Source organism: Streptomyces sp. NPDC028331 (genome assembly GCF_055565775.1).
Window position 1 is genome coordinate 132,237 of sequence record NZ_JBVHTR010000007.1, and the last position, 17,236, is coordinate 149,472.

Annotated in this window: 19 protein-coding genes and 1 riboswitch; of the genes, 12 read left to right on the forward strand and 7 right to left on the reverse strand. The window is 72.2% G+C overall.

The annotated features are described in order from the left end of the window. Positions 1-135 precede the first annotated feature (135 nt). The 3 genes from ACZ4SW_RS12560 to ACZ4SW_RS12570 all read right to left on the reverse strand — a co-directional run bounded on the left by ACZ4SW_RS12560 (position 136) and on the right by ACZ4SW_RS12570 (position 2,073). Positions 136-609, reverse strand: a complete 474-nt coding sequence (locus ACZ4SW_RS12560; protein WP_468241557.1) for a C40 family peptidase — start codon at positions 607-609, stop codon at positions 136-138. Between the two features lie 3 nt (positions 610-612). Beyond that, positions 613-795: riboswitch (cyclic di-AMP (ydaO/yuaA leader) on the reverse strand. Between the two features lie 329 nt (positions 796-1,124). After that, positions 1,125-1,430 carry a hypothetical protein gene (locus tag ACZ4SW_RS12565; RefSeq protein ID WP_468241560.1) on the reverse strand — a complete coding sequence of 102 codons (306 nt, stop codon included), beginning with the start codon at positions 1,428-1,430 and terminating at the stop codon, positions 1,125-1,127. Positions 1,431-1,437: 7 nt separating this feature from the next. After that, entirely contained in the window at positions 1,438-2,073 is a 636-nt protein-coding gene (locus tag ACZ4SW_RS12570) for an ATP-dependent Clp protease proteolytic subunit (protein ID WP_468241562.1), read from the reverse strand. Positions 2,074-2,239: 166 nt separating this feature from the next. Between ACZ4SW_RS12570 and ACZ4SW_RS12575 the strand changes: the two genes are divergently transcribed. The 8 genes from ACZ4SW_RS12575 to ACZ4SW_RS12610 all read left to right on the forward strand — a co-directional run bounded on the left by ACZ4SW_RS12575 (position 2,240) and on the right by ACZ4SW_RS12610 (position 9,199). Continuing rightward, positions 2,240-2,518 (forward strand): type II toxin-antitoxin system Phd/YefM family antitoxin, encoded by a 279-nt coding sequence (locus ACZ4SW_RS12575; RefSeq protein ID WP_468241564.1) that lies wholly within the window; start codon positions 2,240-2,242, stop codon positions 2,516-2,518. 357 nt (positions 2,519-2,875) lie between these two features. Continuing rightward, complete coding sequence (locus tag ACZ4SW_RS12580; protein ID WP_103838990.1) at positions 2,876-3,178, forward strand: urease subunit gamma; 303 nt, start codon at positions 2,876-2,878, stop codon at positions 3,176-3,178. 13 nt (positions 3,179-3,191) lie between these two features. After that, on the forward strand, positions 3,192-3,503 hold the full coding sequence (locus tag ACZ4SW_RS12585; RefSeq protein WP_468241567.1) for an urease subunit beta: 312 nt from the start codon (positions 3,192-3,194) through the stop codon (positions 3,501-3,503). Beyond that, complete coding sequence (locus ACZ4SW_RS12590) at positions 3,496-5,217, forward strand: urease subunit alpha (RefSeq protein ID WP_468241569.1); 1,722 nt, start codon at positions 3,496-3,498, stop codon at positions 5,215-5,217. Before ACZ4SW_RS12585 ends, ACZ4SW_RS12590 begins: the two co-directional genes overlap by 8 nt. Beyond that, a complete protein-coding gene (locus ACZ4SW_RS12595) occupies positions 5,217-5,891 on the forward strand; it encodes an urease accessory protein UreF (protein WP_468241572.1) in 675 nt (224 codons plus the stop codon). The genes ACZ4SW_RS12590 and ACZ4SW_RS12595 overlap by 1 nt, the downstream gene beginning before the upstream one ends. 129 nt (positions 5,892-6,020) lie before the next feature. Continuing rightward, positions 6,021-6,698: an urease accessory protein UreG gene (gene ureG / locus ACZ4SW_RS12600; RefSeq protein WP_468241574.1), complete on the forward strand. Its 678-nt coding sequence runs from the start codon at positions 6,021-6,023 to the stop codon at positions 6,696-6,698. Continuing rightward, positions 6,695-7,450, forward strand: coding sequence for an urease accessory protein UreD (locus tag ACZ4SW_RS12605; protein ID WP_468241576.1), 756 nt, complete (start codon positions 6,695-6,697; stop codon positions 7,448-7,450). Before ureG ends, ACZ4SW_RS12605 begins: the two co-directional genes overlap by 4 nt. A gap of 150 nt (positions 7,451-7,600) precedes the next feature. Beyond that, positions 7,601-9,199: an alpha/beta hydrolase gene (locus tag ACZ4SW_RS12610; RefSeq protein ID WP_468241579.1), complete on the forward strand. Its 1,599-nt coding sequence runs from the start codon at positions 7,601-7,603 to the stop codon at positions 9,197-9,199. Positions 9,200-9,291: 92 nt separating this feature from the next. Here ACZ4SW_RS12610 and ACZ4SW_RS12615 read toward each other — a convergent pair whose 3' ends face one another. The 4 genes from ACZ4SW_RS12615 to ACZ4SW_RS12630 all read right to left on the reverse strand — a co-directional run bounded on the left by ACZ4SW_RS12615 (position 9,292) and on the right by ACZ4SW_RS12630 (position 11,719). After that, on the reverse strand, positions 9,292-10,017 hold the full coding sequence (locus ACZ4SW_RS12615; protein WP_468241581.1) for a lysophospholipid acyltransferase family protein: 726 nt from the start codon (positions 10,015-10,017) through the stop codon (positions 9,292-9,294). A gap of 159 nt (positions 10,018-10,176) precedes the next feature. Next, entirely contained in the window at positions 10,177-10,371 is a 195-nt protein-coding gene (locus ACZ4SW_RS12620; RefSeq protein ID WP_468241584.1) for a hypothetical protein, read from the reverse strand. 34 nt (positions 10,372-10,405) lie between these two features. Next, positions 10,406-10,774 (reverse strand): low affinity iron permease family protein, encoded by a 369-nt coding sequence (locus ACZ4SW_RS12625; RefSeq protein WP_468241586.1) that lies wholly within the window; start codon positions 10,772-10,774, stop codon positions 10,406-10,408. Between the two features lie 114 nt (positions 10,775-10,888). Beyond that, the gene (locus ACZ4SW_RS12630) at positions 10,889-11,719 is read right to left on the reverse strand and encodes an anti-sigma factor antagonist (protein ID WP_468241588.1); all 831 of its coding nucleotides are present in this window, start codon (positions 11,717-11,719) and stop codon (positions 10,889-10,891) included. A gap of 136 nt (positions 11,720-11,855) precedes the next feature. On the opposite strand from ACZ4SW_RS12630, the gene ACZ4SW_RS12635 reads away from it, so the two are divergent. From ACZ4SW_RS12635 to ACZ4SW_RS12650, 4 genes are all read left to right on the forward strand, one after another. Further along, the gene (locus ACZ4SW_RS12635; protein WP_468241591.1) at positions 11,856-12,185 is read left to right on the forward strand and encodes a helix-turn-helix transcriptional regulator; all 330 of its coding nucleotides are present in this window, start codon (positions 11,856-11,858) and stop codon (positions 12,183-12,185) included. A 59-nt stretch (positions 12,186-12,244) separates the two neighbouring features. Continuing rightward, positions 12,245-13,276: an SDR family oxidoreductase gene (locus ACZ4SW_RS12640; protein WP_468241593.1), complete on the forward strand. Its 1,032-nt coding sequence runs from the start codon at positions 12,245-12,247 to the stop codon at positions 13,274-13,276. Positions 13,277-13,392: 116 nt separating this feature from the next. Further along, complete coding sequence (locus ACZ4SW_RS12645; RefSeq protein WP_468241595.1) at positions 13,393-16,485, forward strand: FAD-binding and (Fe-S)-binding domain-containing protein; 3,093 nt, start codon at positions 13,393-13,395, stop codon at positions 16,483-16,485. A gap of 36 nt (positions 16,486-16,521) precedes the next feature. Continuing rightward, positions 16,522-16,998, forward strand: coding sequence for a TIGR00725 family protein (locus tag ACZ4SW_RS12650; RefSeq protein WP_468241597.1), 477 nt, complete (start codon positions 16,522-16,524; stop codon positions 16,996-16,998). Positions 16,999-17,236: the final 238 nt, after the last annotated feature.

Sequence of the window (17,236 nt, forward strand, 5' to 3'; positions counted from 1 at the left end):
GGTGCCCCCGTTTGAGGAACCGCGGGGGCGGCTGCGGCCTGCGCGTTTCCTGCGCCGGGGGTTGCCGGGGTGTCTGCGCTGTGGGGTTGTGTCGTGGGGGGACGGGGGCCCCCCCCCCCCCCCCCCCGGTCCGGGTCAGCGGACCCGGCCGTACCAGACGCTCTTCGTCCAGATCTTCTCCAGCCTGACCACGGCCCCGGTCTTCGGGGAGTGCCAGATCTTGCCCTTCCCGGCGTAGATGCCCACGTGGTACACGTTGCTGCCCGAGTGGAAGAACACCAGGTCCCCGGCCTGCCGCTGGGAGGCGGAGATGTGCCGTGTCTTGTTGTACTGCGCCGCCGCCGTCCGAGGCAGGGTCTTGCCCGCCTTCTTGTACGCGTACAGCGTCAGCCCGGAGCAGTCGAAGCGGCGCGGTCCGGTGGCGCCGTACTGGTAGGGAGACCCCTTCTTGGACGCCGCGACCTGCAGCGCCTTCGTCGCCGGGGTCACGGCGGAGGCGTCGGAGGCGATGCCGGGGACCACGATGCTGCCGCCGACGGCGGCGATGGTGAGGGCGGAGGCCGTACCGGCCCGGCCCAGCAGCGACGGGACTCGATTGAGCGCAGTCATGCGCAACCCTTCGTCAGCCGCCTGTGAAGGATGACCTGTCGGATTCGGGCTGGCGAAGTAGCCCGGCCGCTGACGCGGCTTCACCCCAAGGACCGCCCGGATCTCTCCGGCGGCCCGCCTTGCTGGGTCCTCCACTCCTGCCGATCCACTCCTGTCGACCGGTCATCCGGGCGGCGGCAGGACTCGGCGTCCGCCCGGACCGCCCCGCCGCGGTGGCGGGGGCTTGTCGTCAGGAAGGGATCTTCACCTAAAGGCCTCGGAAAATCACAACGGAATCGGGGGTTTGTGGCATTACTCACCACTCACCCGTTCGGGTGGACAACCCTTCGTTCGAGGCAGGTTGGGGGAGCCGACGAGGCCCGGACCTGCACCGGAGCGGTTCATCCCGCCGCCGGGGCAGGCACGTTGCGCACCCTTTCCGGGCTCGGTTGAGGACGGGTGTTTAGTCCAGCCGGCGGTACCCCGTTCGGCCGGTTCGGGCAACCGCCCGCGTCGCGCGGAGCGCTCACTCTCCGTCAGTCGGGGGTCGGCGGCACCGTGACGCGGGCGGCGCGGCGCTCGCCGTCGAGGACGCGGAGGGCCCGGGCGAGGGTGGGGCCGTGCAGTTCGTTCTCCCCGCGCTGGTGCATCAGGGTCAGCGCCTCGCGCAGCGCCATCGCCTTGCCCACCAGGGCCTGGGCGGCGCGCAGTCCACGGTAGGTGTCCCCGGAGTGCGCGGGGTTGATACGGCCGAGCAGGTCCACCACGTCGAGATAACGGTCGATCAGCTCGGCCTCGGCGCGGGTCAGCGCGGGCAGTGGGGGCAGTTCGGGTGGCAGCATCGGCGGTTCACCTCCCGCCGGGCGCCGTGTGCGAGGCCCTGCGGCTCGGGATGACGCGGTCGATCAGGCCGTACTCCACGGCCGCCGGCGCGTCGAAGACCGTGTCCCGCTCGATGTCGGCGGCGATCCGCTCCGGGCTCTGCCCGGTGTGCCGGGCGAGCATCTCCTCCATGCGGCCGCGGATGCGCATCAGCTCGTCGGCCTGGATGGACAGGTCGTCGGCCTGCCCCTGAACGGGTTCCGGCAGGGACGGCTGGCGGATGACCACCCGGGCACCGGGCAGGGCGAACCGCTTGCCCGGTGTTCCCCCGGCGAGCAGTACGGCCGCGGCGGACACCGCCTGCCCGAGGCAGATCGTCTCCACGTCGCAGCCGACGTACTGCATCGTGTCGTAGACGGCGGCCATCGCGCTGAACGAGCCGCCGGGGGAATTGATGTACAGCGAGATGTCCCGGTCCGGATCCAGGTACTCCAGGTGCATGAACTGCGCCATCACGTCGTTGGCCGCCGTGTCGTCCACCGGCGTCCCGAGGAACACGATCCGCTCCTCGAGGAGCTTCGCGTACGGATCGAGGGTCCGGTGTCCGTAGCCGGTGCGTTCGGTGAACTCGGGCAGGACATGACGGGCGGACGGTCGGTTCATGACATGCGCCTCCTCGGGCTGGCTCGGTAAAAAATGTACAGGACGTACGTTCTCTGGGGAGTGCGGCATGCTGACAGCGAAACCGGCTGCGCGCCGGGCCGAACCCGCCCTCGCTCCCGCTTCCGTCCCCAGGGGCCGGTGGAGGCGTCGGTCTAAGCTGGAGCACATGGCCTACGAGATTCCGGTGACGCAAGCCAGGGCTGAGCTCGCCGATCTGATCAACCGCGTGGTGTACGGCGGCGAGCGCGTCGTCGTCACGCGGCACGGAAAGCCTCTCGTCGCCCTGGTCTCCGCCGCCGACCTCGAGCGGCTCGCCGCCCTGGACGCGGCGGAGGAGCAGGTGATCAGCTCGGTCTCCAGCGTCCGCGAGGCCGCGGCCTCCACCCCGCGCGAGCACCACCGCTTCGGCATCGCCGCCGAACACCGGCGGCCGGGCGCCTCCTGACGGCGGGCGAAGACACGCGCGGCGGGCCACGCCGACCTCGGCCGGGCCGAGTGCTCGCTGGTGGCCATCGCCCGCGCCGCTCTGCGTCCGAGCCCCGCTGATCGTGCTCGATGAGGTCGGCGACCTCGTAGACCTCGTCGAGCCGATGGCTGACCGCGCCGAGCCGCGCGCGGCGTCCACGGGCGTGGAACGGTGTCGCGTGCCCGGCCGCGACCGGCGCAGCGGCCCGCAACGTCCCGGTTAACGTGCCCGAAACCCGGTGCAATTAGCCTGCCCCTCCACGCCACCAGGCACTTTGCCCCGTGGCCGCGGCAACCGGGCCCCGCACGGTCCGGAGCGAGGACTGTGAGGTGGGACGTGCAACTGACCCCGCACGAGCAAGAGAGGCTGCTGATCCACGTGGCGGCCGACGTCGCCGAGAAGCGCCGGGCCCGGGGGCTGAAGCTCAACCACCCCGAGGCGGTCGCCCTCATCACGTCGCACATCCTCGAAGGCGCGCGGGACGGACGCACCGTGGCCGAGCTCATGGCCTCCGGGCGCAAGCTGCTCACCCGGGACGACGTCATGGAGGGCGTCCCGGAGATGATCCACGACGTCCAGGTCGAGGCGACCTTCCCGGACGGCACCAAGCTCGTCACCGTCCACGACCCGATCGTCTGACGGGGGGAGCGCCGTGATTCCCGGAGAGATCCTGTTCGACGACGGCCCGATCGTCTACAACGAGGGCCGCGAGGTCACCCGGCTCACCGTCCTCAACGCCGCCGACCGGCCCGTCCAGGTCGGCTCCCACTACCACTTCGCCGAGGCCAACCCCGGTCTGGAGTTCGACCGGGCCGCCGCGCGCGGCAAGCGGCTGAACATCCCCGCCGGGACCGCCGTGCGCTTCGAGCCCGGCATCCCCGTGGACGTCGAACTCGTCCCGCTCACCGGCGCGCGCGTCGTGCCCGGACTGCGCGGTGAGACCGGAGGTGCCCTCGATGCCTGAGATCTCGCGTGCCGCGTACGCGGACCTGTTCGGCCCGACCACCGGCGACCGCATCCGGCTCGCCGACACCGACCTCCTCGTGGAGATCGAGGAGGACCGTTCCGGCGGCCCCGGGCTCGCCGGTGACGAGGCCGTCTTCGGCGGGGGCAAGGTCATCCGGGAATCCATGGGCCAGTCCCGTGCCACCCGCGCGGACGGCACCCCGGACACCGTCATCACCGGCGTCGTCGTCATCGACCACTGGGGCATCGTCAAGGCCGACGTCGGCATCCGCGACGGCCGTATCACCGCCATCGGCAAGGCGGGCAACCCGGACACCATGGACGGCGTCCACCCGGACCTGGTGCTCGGCCCGGAGACGGAGATCATCGCGGGCAACGGCCGGATCCTCACCGCCGGCGCCATCGACGCGCACGTCCACTTCATCTGCCCGCAGATCGCCGACGAGGCGCTCGCCGCCGGCATCACCACGCTGGTCGGCGGCGGCACCGGACCCGCCGAGGGCTCCAAGGCGACCACCGTCACGCCCGGCCCCTGGCACCTCGCCCGGATGCTGGAGGCGATGGAGGGCCATCCGCTCAACATCGGCCTGCTCGGCAAGGGCAACACCGTCTCGCACGACGCGATGCTCTCCCAGATCCGCGGCGGCGCCCTCGGCCTGAAGCTGCACGAGGACTGGGGCTCCACGCCCGCCGTCATCGACGCCGCCCTCACCGTCGCCGACCGCACCGGCATCCAGGTCGCCATCCACACGGACACCCTCAACGAGGCCGGGTTCGTGGGCGACACACTCGCCGCGATCAACGGCCGCGGCATCCACGCCTACCACACCGAGGGCGCGGGCGGCGGACACGCGCCGGACATCATGACCGTGGTGTCCGAACCCCACGTGCTGCCCAGCTCCACCAACCCGACCCGGCCGTTCACCGTCAACACCGCCGAGGAACACCTCGACATGCTGATGGTCTGTCACCACCTCAACCCGGCGGTGCCGGAGGACCTGGCCTTCGCCGAGTCGCGGATCCGGCCCTCGACGATCGGGGCGGAGGACGTCCTCCACGACCTGGGCGCGATCTCGATCATCTCCTCCGACTCCCAGGCCATGGGACGCGTCGGCGAGGTCGTCCTGCGGACCTGGCAGACCGCCCATGTGATGAAGCGGCGGCGAGGGGCGCTGCCCGGCGACGGCCGCGCCGACAACCACCGTGTACGCCGCTATGTCGCCAAGTACACGATCAACCCGGCTCTCGCCCAGGGCCTCGCCCACGAGATCGGTTCCGTCGAGACCGGCAAGCTCGCCGACCTGGTGCTGTGGGAGCCCCAGTTCTTCGGCGTCAAGCCGCACCTCGTGATCAAGGGCGGCCAGATCGCGTACGCGCAGATGGGCGACGCCAACGCGTCCATCCCGACCCCGCAGCCGATCCTGCCGCGCCCGATGTACGGGGCGATCGGGCGGGCGCCCGCCGCCAACTCCTTCAACTTCGTGGCGCCGCTCGCGATCGAGGACGGGCTGCCGGAGCGGCTGGCCCTCGGGAAGAGGTTCGTGGCCATCGAGTCGACCCGCGGCGTCACCAAGGCGGACATGCGTGAGAACGACGCCCGGCCGCGGGTCGAGGTCGACCCGGACAGCTTCGCCGTGCACATCGACGGCGAGCTGGTCGAGGCGACACCGGCGGAGGAACTGCCCATGGCCCAGCGTTACTTCCTCTTCTGATGTCCCGGGCAGCGCTTCTCGTCCTGGCCGACGGCCGCTTCCCCGCCGGAGGGCACGCCCACTCCGGCGGGGCCGAGGCGGCCGTCCGCGCGGGACGGATCACCGGGGCCGCGAGCCTGGAGGACTTCTGCCGCGGGCGGCTGCACACGGCGGGGCTGGTGTCCGCCTCGCTGGCCGCGGCGGCCGCGCTCGGCGTCGATCCGGCCCTGCTGGACGCCGCCGCGGACGCCCGCACGCCGTCGGCCGCGCTGCGCGCCGCCGCGCGCCGGCTGGGGCGGCAGCTCATGCGGGCCGCTCGGGCCGCCTGGCCTTCGGGAGAACTGGAGGCGGTGGCACGGGAGTTCCCCAAGGGCGCGCACCAGCCGGTCGTGCTCGGTCTTGCGGCGCGAGCGGCCGGACTGGGGGCGGTGGATGCGGCGCACTGCGCGGCCTACGAGAGCGTCAGCGGACCGGCCACGGCCGTGGTGCGGCTCTTGGGTCTCGACCCGTTCGCCGCCACGGCGGTACTGGCCCGGCTGGCACCGGAGCTCGATCGTGTGGCCGATCAGGCGGTGCGGGCCGCTCGGCGCGTGCTCGAGGAGGGGGCCGATGCGTTGCCCGCGGCCTCCGGCCCGTTGCTGGAGATCGGGGCGGAGGCGCATGCCGCCTGGCCTGTCCGCCTGTTCGCCTCCTAGGAGGAGTCCGCCCGCCGCCCCCTACCCGTTCCCCTTTCCCAGGGGCTCCGCCCCCTCGACCCCGCCAGGGGCTCCACCCCCTGGCCGACATCGTCCATCGCCGGCCACGGCTGAACTGGAGCCGCAGTCATGCACCTCGACCACACCCACCACGGCCCCTCCGCCCTGAGCGCCGACGCCCACCGCCCCGACGGCTCCCGCCGTGCCCTGCGTATCGGGCTCGGCGGGCCCGTGGGGTCCGGTAAGACGGCCACCGTCGCCGCGCTCTGCCGGGCGCTGCGGGACGAGTTGTCGCTCGCCGTCGTGACCAACGACATCTACACCCGGGAGGACGCCGAGTTCCTGCTGCGGGAGGCCGTCCTGCCGCCCGAGCGGATCACCGCCGTCGAGACCGGCGCCTGTCCGCACACCGCCATCCGGGACGACATCTCCGCCAACCTCGAAGCCGTGGAGGACCTGGAGGACGCCGTCGGGCCGCTCGACCTCGTCCTCGTCGAATCCGGCGGCGACAACCTCACCGCCACCTTCTCCAAGGGGCTCGTCGACGCGCAGATCTTCGTCATCGACGTCGCGGGCGGGGACGACATCCCCCGCAAGGGCGGCCCCGGTGTCACCACCGCCGATCTGCTCGTCGTCAACAAGACCGACCTGGCGCCGTACGTCGGGTCCGACCTCGCCCGGATGGCTGCCGACGCCAAGGCGCAGCGGGGCGAGCTGCCCGTCGTCCTGCAGTCGCTGCGTGGCGAGGCCGGCGTCGGCGCCGTCGCCGACTGGGTGCGGGAACGGCTGGCCGCGTGGGCGGCGTGAGCACGGGCGTACGGGCCACCGCCCGGATCGTGGCCCGGGACGACGGCCGGGGCGGTACGGCCCTGCCGGTGCTGGCGGGCGAGGGGCCGCTGGCGCTGCGCCGGACGCGGGCGCGGGGCGACGAGGCGCGCGTGATGCTCGTCGGCGCGATGAGCGGGCCGCTCGGCGGAGACCACTTCACCGTGCGGGCGGAGGTGGGAAACGGCGCCCTGCTGCACCTGGGGTCGGCCGCCGCGACCATCGCCCTGCCCGGGCAGGCCAAGGGCGAGGCCCGCTACGACGTCCGGCTCGACGTGGCCGCCGGGGGCGAACTGCGCTGGCTGCCCGAGCAGTTGATCTCCGCTCGGGGCAGCGAGCTGCACGTCTCCTCGCGCATCGACCTCGCGCCCGGCGCCCGTCTCGTCTTCCGCGAGGAACAGGTTCTCGGGCGTGCCGGTGAGGAGTCCGGCCGGCTCACCACCCGTCTCACCGTACGGATGGACGGACGTCCGCTCCTCGACCAGGAGGTGGCCTGCGGACCGGGCGCGCCCGGCGGCTGGGACGGGCCCGCCGTGCTGGCGGGGCATCGGGCCCTCGGGCAACTTCTCGTCGTACGCCCCGAGTTCGAGCGGTCGCCGGTCGATGCCCGGCCGCTGGGGGAGTGCGCCGCGCTCACGCCGCTCGCCGGACCCGGCGTGCTCGTCACCGCACTCGCCCCCGATGCGCTGCGACTGCGGCGTGTCCTGGACGAAGCCCTGAGCGCCCTCGGCTGAGACCGGTCCCACCGCGCGCCTCTCCGCTCAACGGATCCTTCCGTACCGGTTATCGGATTGGTAAAGAAAGTCAAGTGCCCTCTGTTCTCAGGGACCTCACAGCCGAAAGGATCCCCGTACCCATTGGAACCAGGTACGGGGAGGTCCCACTTGAGGGGAATCAGACCGACGAGGCGAGCGACCGCGCTCGGCTCCGCGGGGGCGCTCGTCACGGCGACGCTGATAGCCGGCGCCGTGGCGGCACCGTCGGCCGCCGCCGAGGTGCGCCACGGCCAGGACCGGGAGGCCCGCGGCGCCGCGATCGCCGCCGCTCGGGCCGCCGAGAGGGGGATCGACTGGCAGGACTGCCCCGCCGACTGGGGGCTGGCGAAGCCCATCCAGTGCGGCTGGGTGAGCGTACCGCTGGACTACGCCCACCCGTACGGCAAGCAGATCAAGCTCGCCGTCGACCGCATCGGCAACACCGGCACCAAGCAGGAGCGCCAGGGCGCCCTCGTCTACAACCCGGGCGGCCCCGGCGGCTCCGGGCTGCGCTTCCCGACCCGGATCACCAACAAGAACCCCGTGTGGGCGAACGTCGCCAAGGCCTACGACTTCGTCGGCTTCGACCCGCGCGGCGTCGGCCACTCGGCGCCCATCTCCTGCGAGGACCCGCAGGAGTTCGTGAAGGCGCCCAAGGCGGACCCGGTCCCCGACTCCGAGGCGGACAAGCTCGCTCAGCGCAAGCTGGCGCGGGAGTACGCGGAGGGCTGCCTGGAGCGCACCGGCCGCGCGATGCTCCAGCAGATGACCACGCCCAACACCGCACGCGACCTGGACGTCATCCGGGCCGCGCTGGGCGAGAAGAAGATCAACTACCTCGGCGTGTCGTACGGCACGTACCTGGGCGCCGTCTACGGCACGCTCTTCCCGGGCCACATCCGGCGCATGATCGTGGACAGCGTGGTCAACCCGTCCCGCGAGAAGATCTGGTACCAGGCCAACCTCGACCAGGACGTCGCCTTCGAGGGCCGCTGGAAGGACTGGGAGGACTGGGTCGCCGCGAACGACGCCTCGTTCCACCTGGGCACCACCCGCGCCGCGGTGCAGGACAAGTGGCTCAAGCTGCGCGCCACCGCGAAGCAGAACCCGATCGGCGGCGTCGTCGGCCCGGCCGAGCTGCTCTCCTTCTTCCAGAGCGCCCCGTACTACGACTCCTCGTGGGTTCCGGTCGCCACCGTCTTCAGCAAGTACTACGCCGGAGACACCAAGGCGCTCGTCGACGCGGCCGCGCCCGACCTGTCGGACACCGCGGGCAACATCTCGTCGGAGAACGGCAACGCCGTCTACACGGCCGTCGAGTGCACCGACGCCAAGTGGCCGACGAGCTGGAAGAAGTGGGACCGGGACAACACCCGGCTCAACAAGGACTACCCGTTCCTGACGTGGTCCAACGCATGGATGAACCTGCCGTGCGCCACCTGGCCCGTCAAGCAGCGGCACCCGGTCGACGTCAGGACCGGCAAGGGCCTGCCGACCGTGCTGATCGTGCAGTCCACCCGTGACGCCGCGACGCCCTTCGACGGCGCGGTCGAGCTGCACCAGCGCTTCAAGGGCTCCCGTCTGATCATCGAGAAGGATGCGGGCTCCCATGGCGTGACCGGCCTGGTCAACCCGTGCATCAACAGCCGGGTGGACACCTACCTGCTCACCGGCAGGACGGACAGCGCCGACGTGACGTGCACTCCGCACGCCACGCCGAAGCCGTAGTACGCGGTCCGCGTCATACGCACGCGCGAAGGGGCGGCCGGTCTCCGGCCGCCCCTTCGTCGTACCCGACGCCTCTCGGACGCGACGCGTCCTCAACTCAGCGGCAGCCGCGGGAGCTTGCGGGCCCGCTCCGCGTTCTTCGCCGCCTCGTCGGCCTTGACCACCGCCGCGTACTGGTCGACGTACTCCTGCTCGGACAGGGTGAGGATGGCGTACATGATCTCGTCGGTGACGGCGCGCAGGACGGCCCTCTCGTTCTCCATGCCCGCGTAGCGGGAGAAGTCCAGGGGCTCGCCGAAGCGGATCACCACCGGATGGATCCGCGGGAGGACCTGGCCGGGCGGCTGTGCCTCGAAGGTGCCGATCATCGCGCAGGGGACGACCGGGACCCCCGCCCTGAGCGCCATCACCGCCACGCCCACCTTGCCCTTGTAGAGGCGGCCGTCGTGGGAGCGGGTGCCCTCCGGGTAGATGCCCAGCAGTTCCCCCTTGCCGAGGACGCCGAGACCCTCGCGGATCGCTGCCTGCCCGGCGTCCTTGCCGGAGCGGTCCACCGGGATCTGCCCGGCGCTGCGGAAGAACGCGGCGGTGAGCCGGCCCTTGATGCCGGGGCCGGTGAAGTACTCGGCCTTGGCGAGGAAGGTGATGCGCCGTTTGAGGATCGCGGGCATCAGGAAGTGGTCGGAGAAGGAGAGATGGTTGCCGGCGATGATGGCCGGGCCCTGAGCCGGAACGTGTTCGAGTCCCTCGATGCGCGGCCGGAAGACCAGTCTCAGGAGCGGTCCGAGAAGGACGTATTTGAGCACGTAGTAGAACAAGGGATTGGCTCCTCGCTCCGGCGGGTCGGGTCGACCGCCACGTTCCGGCAGCTCATCCGGCGTGTCAGTGGGGTGCCAGTGTAGGGGCGGGCACGGTCGGCCGGAACCGGGCCCGCGGCGCCCGGAGGAGGGAATGAGTCACTGTCCGGCAGTGCGCCGTCACAGATAGTCGTCGTCTCCCCGGTCGTACAGCTCGGGGTAGGCGGACTCGTCGTCCGTCCGGCGGCCGCTCTGCCGCTCGAGCCGGTGCTGGCGCTCCTGGCGTGCCTGTTCCTGGGCGCCGAGTGTTTCCTCTGTCATGTCCTTGAGGTGGCCGGCGTCGTCGGCGTACCGGCCATGATTCCGGTCGGTCATATCGGCTCACTCCTGTCATGTCGGTGATATCAGCTTATGTCTCTTCCTCCATGCGGATCGACTCCTTGAGCTGCTGCAGGGCGCGGCTGTCCCTGTCCTCGTTCATGTCCAGCAGCGCGCCGGCGATCGCGTCGAGCTTGCGCTGGATGGCGTGTTCCGCCCGCATCTCCGAGTTCTTGAGCAGGGCGAGGAGGAGAAGGGTGACCGCGGTCATCGACTCGCCGGCGAGCAGCAGCAGCTCCAGGGACAGGTGTGCGGCGTGCGCGGCGACGAAGAAGCCGACGAAGGCCAGGCAGATCAGGAAGAAGAGCGGAGAGCTCGTCAAGTTGGATGCTCTCTCCGCCAGTTCCTCGAACATGCCGCGCTGGGGGCCGCCGCGGTGGGCGGGACTCTTGAACGTCATGGGGAAGGCTTACCCTGCCGCTGTTTTCGAGGCGGTACACGTACCGCCGACGGGCGGTGGCGTCAGGGGGCATGCACCCGGGCGGCGGAACCGCATGCCACCGTGCGGCGGACCTCAGTGCGCGGGACGAGCGCCCGAGGGTTCCTTGAGCGCGGTGACCGCGGCCGCCAGCTCCTGACGCAGCGGGTCGGGCGGCGCGACGCCGTTGACGGCCGCCACCAGGTCCTCGGCGACGTTGTGCAGTCTCGAGTTGGTGCGCTGGGAGACGGTGACCAGGACGTCCCAGGCGTCCTGTGCGGTCAGCGCGAAGGACGCCATCAGCACCCCGCGGGCCAGGTCGATCACGGGCCGGGTCTGCATGGCCCGCCGCAACTGGACCAGCTCGATGTGCAGGTCCCGCTCGGTCGCCGGGTCCAGGTCCCGGTCGGCGGCCTGCTCCGGGGCCGTGTGCGGGTCGCGGTCGGTGTCCCCGGACCGCTCGTGAGGCGGTGGCGGGCCGTGCTGCCGCAACCCGCCGTCCCGGCCGTTCCCGGCGGCCGCGACGGGGGAGGTGTAGGTGTCGAACAGGGCTCGTGTGCCGGTCAGCGACAGCAGCCTGTCCACCGAGGGGCCGGTCGGGCCGAGCGCGAGCGTCTTGGCGTCCGCCAGGGCCTGGCGGCGGGCGTGCAGCAGTACGTTGAGGCCGGAGCAGTCGCAGAAGTCCACTCCGCCGAGATCGACGTCGACACCTCTCACCGAGCGCCGTACGGCCTCCCGCAGGGCGTCGTGCAGGGCCTGCTCGGTGTCGATGTCCAGCTCCCCGGACACGACCACGGCGATGCGGTCCCCGTCGGGGTGCGTCTCGACCCTCAGGCAGGGTGGCAGAAGGTGTTGCGGTGGGTGCGCCCAGGTCACCCGCACATCCCCGTTCGCGCTGTCGTGCTCGGGAAGTACGCGCTCGTCCATGGCAGCCTCCCGAGCTCGCCCGCACGCCGCCCCCCGACCTAGTCAGGCTCAGCCCGGCCGAGGTCATATGTCAAGGGATACACGAATTCGAATTCACCTTTTGGTATTCGTGAAACGCGGCGCCTACCCTCTATCCATGGGTGGAGTGCGTGAGCCGCATACAGGATGGACCTTCCTGACCAACCACGCACGCGTCCTGGCGACCATCGCCGACGACCAGAGCGTCCGCATCCGTGACATCGCGGCCCGCTGCCGGCTGACGGAACGCGCCGTCCAGAAGATCATCGCCGATCTGGAGCAGGACGGCTACCTCACGCACACCCGTGAGGGGCGCGGCAACACCTACCACATCCAGCCGGGCACACCCCTGCGGCACCCGGCGGAGGCCAGCCTGACCGTCGCCGAGCTGCTCGCCCTCCTCGTCCGGCAGGACGCCGAGCACAGCAGGCAGCGGCGGCAGCAGTAACGGCCCTCAACGGTGGGTACTCGCAGGTCCCGGTCACCGGTCACCGAGAGGAGCCCGAAGTGAGCACCGAACCTGGCAGGAAGATCGTCGTCACGGGTGCCACCGGCAATGTGGGCACCAGCCTTGTGCGCCTGCTCGCCGAGGACCCGGCCGTCGCGAGCGTACGGGGCCTGGCGCGGCGCATCCCCGACCTCGGCCCCGACCGTGTGGAGTGGTCGAAGGTCGACCTCGCGGCGAAGGACGTCGACCTCGTGCGGGAGTTCCGCGGGGCCGACGCGGTGGTGCACCTGGCGTGGGCGTTCCAGCCGACGCACGATCCGGTCGCGACATGGCGGACCAACGTGCTCGGCAGCATCCGCGTCTTCGAGGCCGTCGCCGCCACCGCCACGGTGCCCACACTGGTGCACGCCTCCTCCGTGGGGGCCTACTCCCCGGGGCCGAAGAACCGCGCCGTGGACGAGTCGTGGCCGACGCACGGCTGGCCCGACGCCGCCTACACCCGGGAGAAGGCCTATCTGGAGCGGTATCTCGACACCTTCGAGTTCCGGCACCCCGGGATCCGGGTCGTGCGGATGCGGCCCGCGTTCCTGTTCAAACGCGAATCGGCGAGCGAACAGCGGCGCATCTTCGGCGGAAAGTTCCTGCCCGGCCCGCTCGCCCGCCCGGAACTGCTGCCCTTCCTGCCCGACGTGCCGGGGCTGCGGGTGCAGGCCCTGCACACCGACGACGCGGCCCGCGCCTACCAGCTCGCCATCCACAGCGAGGCCCGGGGCGCCTTCAACCTGGCCGCCGATCCGCCCCTCGACGCGGAGATCCTGGGCGAACTGCTGGGGTCCCGCCCCGTACGGCTGCCGCGCACGGCCGCACGGTCGGCGATCGCCGCCGCCTGGGGGCTGCGACTGCTGCCCGCCTCACCCCACCTCTTCGACGCCGTCCTGAGGCTGCCGCTCATGGACTGCTCCCGGGCGCGCACCGTGCTCGGCTGGCAGCCGCGGCGGGCGGCCACCGAGGTGCTGGAGGAGTTCCTGCACGGTCTGCACGAGGGCGCCGGCGCCCCGACGGCACCGTTGCAGGGCCGCAGGGTCGGCTGACACACCCGGCTCGGCCGCCGACGGCCCGCAGGCGGCCCGAGTGGGCCCGTTTGAGCCGCACGGATCGCGAAACTCCCTTGCATAGTCCAACGGTGCAGGAAAGGCGGTCTCGATCCATGGCCCTGACATCCCGCAACGACACGTCCCCGGCTCTCGCCCGGGCGGGAGCCGCGCTCGATGTGACCGGGCTGGAGGCGGCGCTGCGCAGCGCCGTGGACGGCGAGATCCGGTTCGACGCGGGCAGCAGGGGCGCGTACTCGACGGACGGCTCCAACTACCGCCAGGTCCCCATCGGCGTCGTCGTCCCGCGCGGCGTGGAGGCGGGCGCCCGGGCGGTGGAGGTGTGCGCCGGGTTCGGCGCGCCCGTCCTGTCCCGGGGCGGCGGCACCAGCCTGGCCGGCCAGACGACCAACACGGCCGTCGTCATCGACTGGACCAAGTACTGCGACGCCCTGGTGTCGGTCGACCCCGACGCCCGCACCTGCATCGTGGAGCCCGGGCTGGTCCTGGACGAGCTCAACCGCAAGCTCGCCGACCACCGCCTGCAGTTCGGGCCCAAGCCGTCCACGCGCAGCCACTGCGCGCTCGGCGGCATGATCGGCAACAACTCGTGCGGGGCGTCGGCGCAGGCGTACGGCAAGACCGTGGACAACGTACGCCGCCTGGAAGTCCTCACCTACGACGGAACCCGGATGTGGGTGGGGCCGACCTCGAAGGCCGAGCGGGCGCAGATCGCCGCCGAGGGCGGACGCCGGGCCGAGATCTACGACGGCCTCGACCGCATCGCCACCGAGTACCTGGCGGACATCCGCCAGGGCTACCCCAAGATCCCGCGCCGCGTCTCCGGCTACAACCTGGACTCGCTGCTCCCGGAGAACGGCTTCGACGTCGCCAAGGCGCTGGTCGGCAGCGAGGGAACCCTGGTGACGGTGCTGCGCGCCGAACTCGACCTGGTTCCCGTGCCCGGCTACCAGTCGCTGCTCGTCCTCGGATACGAGGACATCTGCGCCGCCGCCGACGACGTCCCCCACCTCCTCGAGCACTGTTCACCCAGCCAGCTCGAGGCCCTGGACGGGCGGATGGCACAGCTCATGCGCGAGGAGCACGCTTACCTCGCGTCCCTCGACTCCCTCCCGGAGGGGGACAGTTGGCTGCTGCTGCAGTTCAGCGGTGACAGCCAGGAGGAGGTCGACGACAAGGCGCACGCGCTGCTGCGCGCGGTCGGCCGCAGCGAGAAGGAGTCCACCGTCGCGTTCTCCGACGACCCCGAGCGCGAGCAGCGGATGCTCAAGGCCCGTGAGGCCGGACTCGGGGTCACCGCGCGGCCCCCGGACGACCGGGAGACGTGGGAGGGCTGGGAGGACTCCGCCGTCCCGCCCGACCGCCTCGGCGACTACCTGCGCGACCTGAAGGGGCTGTTCGAGGAGTTCGACTACGACCATCCCTCGCTGTACGGGCACTTCGGGCAGGGGTGTGTGCACACCCGCATCCCGTTCGGGCTGAAGACCGCCGAGGGCGTGGCCGACTTCCGCCGGTTCCTGGAGCGCGCCGCCGACCTCGTGGCCTCCTACGGCGGCTCCCTGTCGGGCGAGCACGGGGACGGGCAGTCCCGGGGAGAGCTGCTCACCCGCATGTTCGGCGAGCGGCTCGTGACCGCCTTCGGGGAACTGAAGGCGCTCTTCGACCCGGGCAACCGGATGAACCCCGGCAAGGTCGTCGACCCCAACCCCGTCGACGGCCAGCTTCGGCTCGGCTCCACCTGGCGGCCCGCCACCCCCCAGACGCACTTCGGCTACCCCGAGGACGAACACTCCTTCAGCCGGGCCGTGCTGCGCTGCGTCGGCATCGGCAACTGCCGCAGCCACCAGGGCGGGGTGATGTGCCCCTCCTACCGGGCCACGAAGGAGGAGGAGCACTCCACGCGGGGCCGGGCCCGGCTGCTGTTCGAGATGCTCCAGGGCCACGCCGACTCCGCCGTGACCGACGGCTGGCGCTCCACCGAGGTCCGGGACGCCCTGGATCTGTGCCTGGCCTGCAAGGGCTGCAAGTCGGACTGTCCCACCGGCGTCGACATGGCCACCTACAAGGCCGAGTTCCTAGCCCACCACTACGAGGGCCGCAGGCGCCCGGCCGCCCACTACTCCATGGGCTGGCTGCCGGTGTGGGCCCGGCTGTCCCGCCTCGCCCCGCCGGTCGTCAACAACCTCCTGCACGCGCCCGGTCTGGCCGCCGCCGGCAAACGCCTGGCCGGCGTCGACGGCGCGCGCCAGGCCCCCGTGTTCGCCGAGGAGTCCTTCCTCCAGTGGTGGAAGGCGCGCGGCAGCGAGGAACCGGACCCCGGCGACCCGCGGGCCGTGGTGCTGTGGCCCGACACCTTCAGCAGCTACTTCCACCCCGCGATCGCGCGGTCCGCCGTACGGGTCCTCGAGGACGCCGGCTTCCGGGTCGCCGTGCCCACCAAGCCCGTCTGCTGCGGGCTGACATGGATCTCCACCGGTCAGCTCACGACGGCCAAGAAGGTCCTGCGGCGCTCGCTCGACGTCCTGCGCCCGTGGATCGAGGCGGGCACCCCCGTCATCGGCCTCGAACCGTCCTGCACCGCCGTGTTCCGTGCCGACGCGCCGGAGCTGATGCCCGCCGACCAGGACGTGCAGCGCCTGGCCGGGCAGTTCCGCACCTTCGCCGAACACCTCGTCCACCACGCCCCCGACGACTGGCGGCCGCCCGCCCTGTCCCGGCAGGCGACCGTGCAGACCCACTGCCACCAGCACGCCGTCATGAAGTTCGACGCCGACCAGGAGCTGATGCGGCGTGCCCACGTCGACGCCGAGGTCCTCGACGAGGGCTGTTGCGGGCTCGCCGGCAACTTCGGGTTCGAACGCGGCCACCACGAGGTGTCCATGGCCGTCGCGGAACAGGGCGTCCTGCCCTCCGTGCGCGGGGCCGCCCCCTCCGGTCTGGTCCTCGCGGACGGCTTCAGCTGCCGCACCCAGATCGAGCAGGGTGGCACCGGCCGCCGCGCCCTGCACCTGGCCGAGGCGCTGGCCCTCGGCCTGGACGGGCCGCTGCCCGCGGAGCTGCCCGAGCGTGCGGCGCAGCGCCCCGAGTCGCCCTCACGGCTCGGCGCCTGGGCGACCACGGCCGTGGCCGCCGCGTTGACGGCGGCCCCCGCGGCAGTCCTCGCCCGCCGCCTGAGGCGGCGTACCTGACCGCCGGTCAGCGGCAGCGGCGGGAGGTGGGCCGGAATGGCGGTGCAGGTCGCGGTCTGCGGGCCCGCGCAGTGCGGGGAGAGTGAGCGGGCCCTCGCCCACGAGGTGGGCCGGCTGCTTGCGGAGCGCGGGGCCGTGGTGATCTGCGGCGGGCACGGCGGGGTGATGGCCGCGGTGGCGGCGGGTGCCCGGTCGCGTGACGGCTTGGTCGTCGGGGTGCTGCCCGGACCCGACCGGACCGGCGCCGGGCCGGATCTGAGCGTCGCGATCGCCACCGGTCTCGGGCAGGCACGCAACAGCGTCATCGTCCACAGCGGGGACGCCGTCATCGTGGTCGGCGGCTCCTGGGGCACGCTCTCGGAGCTGGCCCTGGCCATGCGCAGGGGCGGCGTGCCCGTGGTCCAGCTCGGCGACGGCTGGCGCCTCGTGGACGCCGAGGGGAGGGAGGTGCCCGGCGTGCGGTACGCGCGGACGCCGGCCGAGGCGCTGGACCTGACGGGACTGTGGCCCTGACCCGCACGGGTTTCGCCCCCGCCGCCCCTGCCCTTGCCGTCCCTGACGGCTGCGCCCCGGACCTTCGCTGCCGGCCTTACGGCCCCGTCCTCGAACGCCGGACGAGCTGGAAGACCAGCCCCTCCGGGGTTCGGGGAGCGGGGGCCCGGGGGCACAGCCCCCGGCGGGGTCGAAGGGCGGAGCCCCCGGGGACGGTCAGGGCGGGGGCGGCAGGGGCCGACTCACAGTCGGTGCGGCG

Bases quoted from the DNA above. Each gene is read 5' to 3' on its own strand.
- ureG (WP_468241574.1), top strand. From the start codon at position 6,021: ATGCACCTCGACCACACCCACCACGGCCCCTCCGCCCTGAGCGCCGAC.
- ACZ4SW_RS12625 (WP_468241586.1), bottom strand. From the start codon at position 10,774: ATGACGTTCAAGAGTCCCGCCCACCGCGGCGGCCCCCAGCGCGGCATG.
- ACZ4SW_RS12590 (WP_468241569.1), top strand. From the start codon at position 3,496: ATGCCTGAGATCTCGCGTGCCGCGTACGCGGACCTGTTCGGCCCGACC.
- ACZ4SW_RS12630 (WP_468241588.1), bottom strand. From the start codon at position 11,719: ATGGACGAGCGCGTACTTCCCGAGCACGACAGCGCGAACGGGGATGTG.
- ACZ4SW_RS12650 (WP_468241597.1), top strand. From the start codon at position 16,522: ATGGCGGTGCAGGTCGCGGTCTGCGGGCCCGCGCAGTGCGGGGAGAGT.
- ACZ4SW_RS12620 (WP_468241584.1), bottom strand. From the start codon at position 10,371: ATGACCGACCGGAATCATGGCCGGTACGCCGACGACGCCGGCCACCTC.
- ACZ4SW_RS12645 (WP_468241595.1), top strand. From the start codon at position 13,393: ATGGCCCTGACATCCCGCAACGACACGTCCCCGGCTCTCGCCCGGGCG.
- ACZ4SW_RS12635 (WP_468241591.1), top strand. From the start codon at position 11,856: ATGGGTGGAGTGCGTGAGCCGCATACAGGATGGACCTTCCTGACCAAC.
- ACZ4SW_RS12575 (WP_468241564.1), top strand. From the start codon at position 2,240: ATGGCCTACGAGATTCCGGTGACGCAAGCCAGGGCTGAGCTCGCCGAT.
- ACZ4SW_RS12560 (WP_468241557.1), bottom strand. From the start codon at position 609: ATGACTGCGCTCAATCGAGTCCCGTCGCTGCTGGGCCGGGCCGGTACG.
- ACZ4SW_RS12565 (WP_468241560.1), bottom strand. From the start codon at position 1,430: ATGCTGCCACCCGAACTGCCCCCACTGCCCGCGCTGACCCGCGCCGAG.
- ACZ4SW_RS12595 (WP_468241572.1), top strand. From the start codon at position 5,217: ATGTCCCGGGCAGCGCTTCTCGTCCTGGCCGACGGCCGCTTCCCCGCC.
- ACZ4SW_RS12570 (WP_468241562.1), bottom strand. From the start codon at position 2,073: ATGAACCGACCGTCCGCCCGTCATGTCCTGCCCGAGTTCACCGAACGC.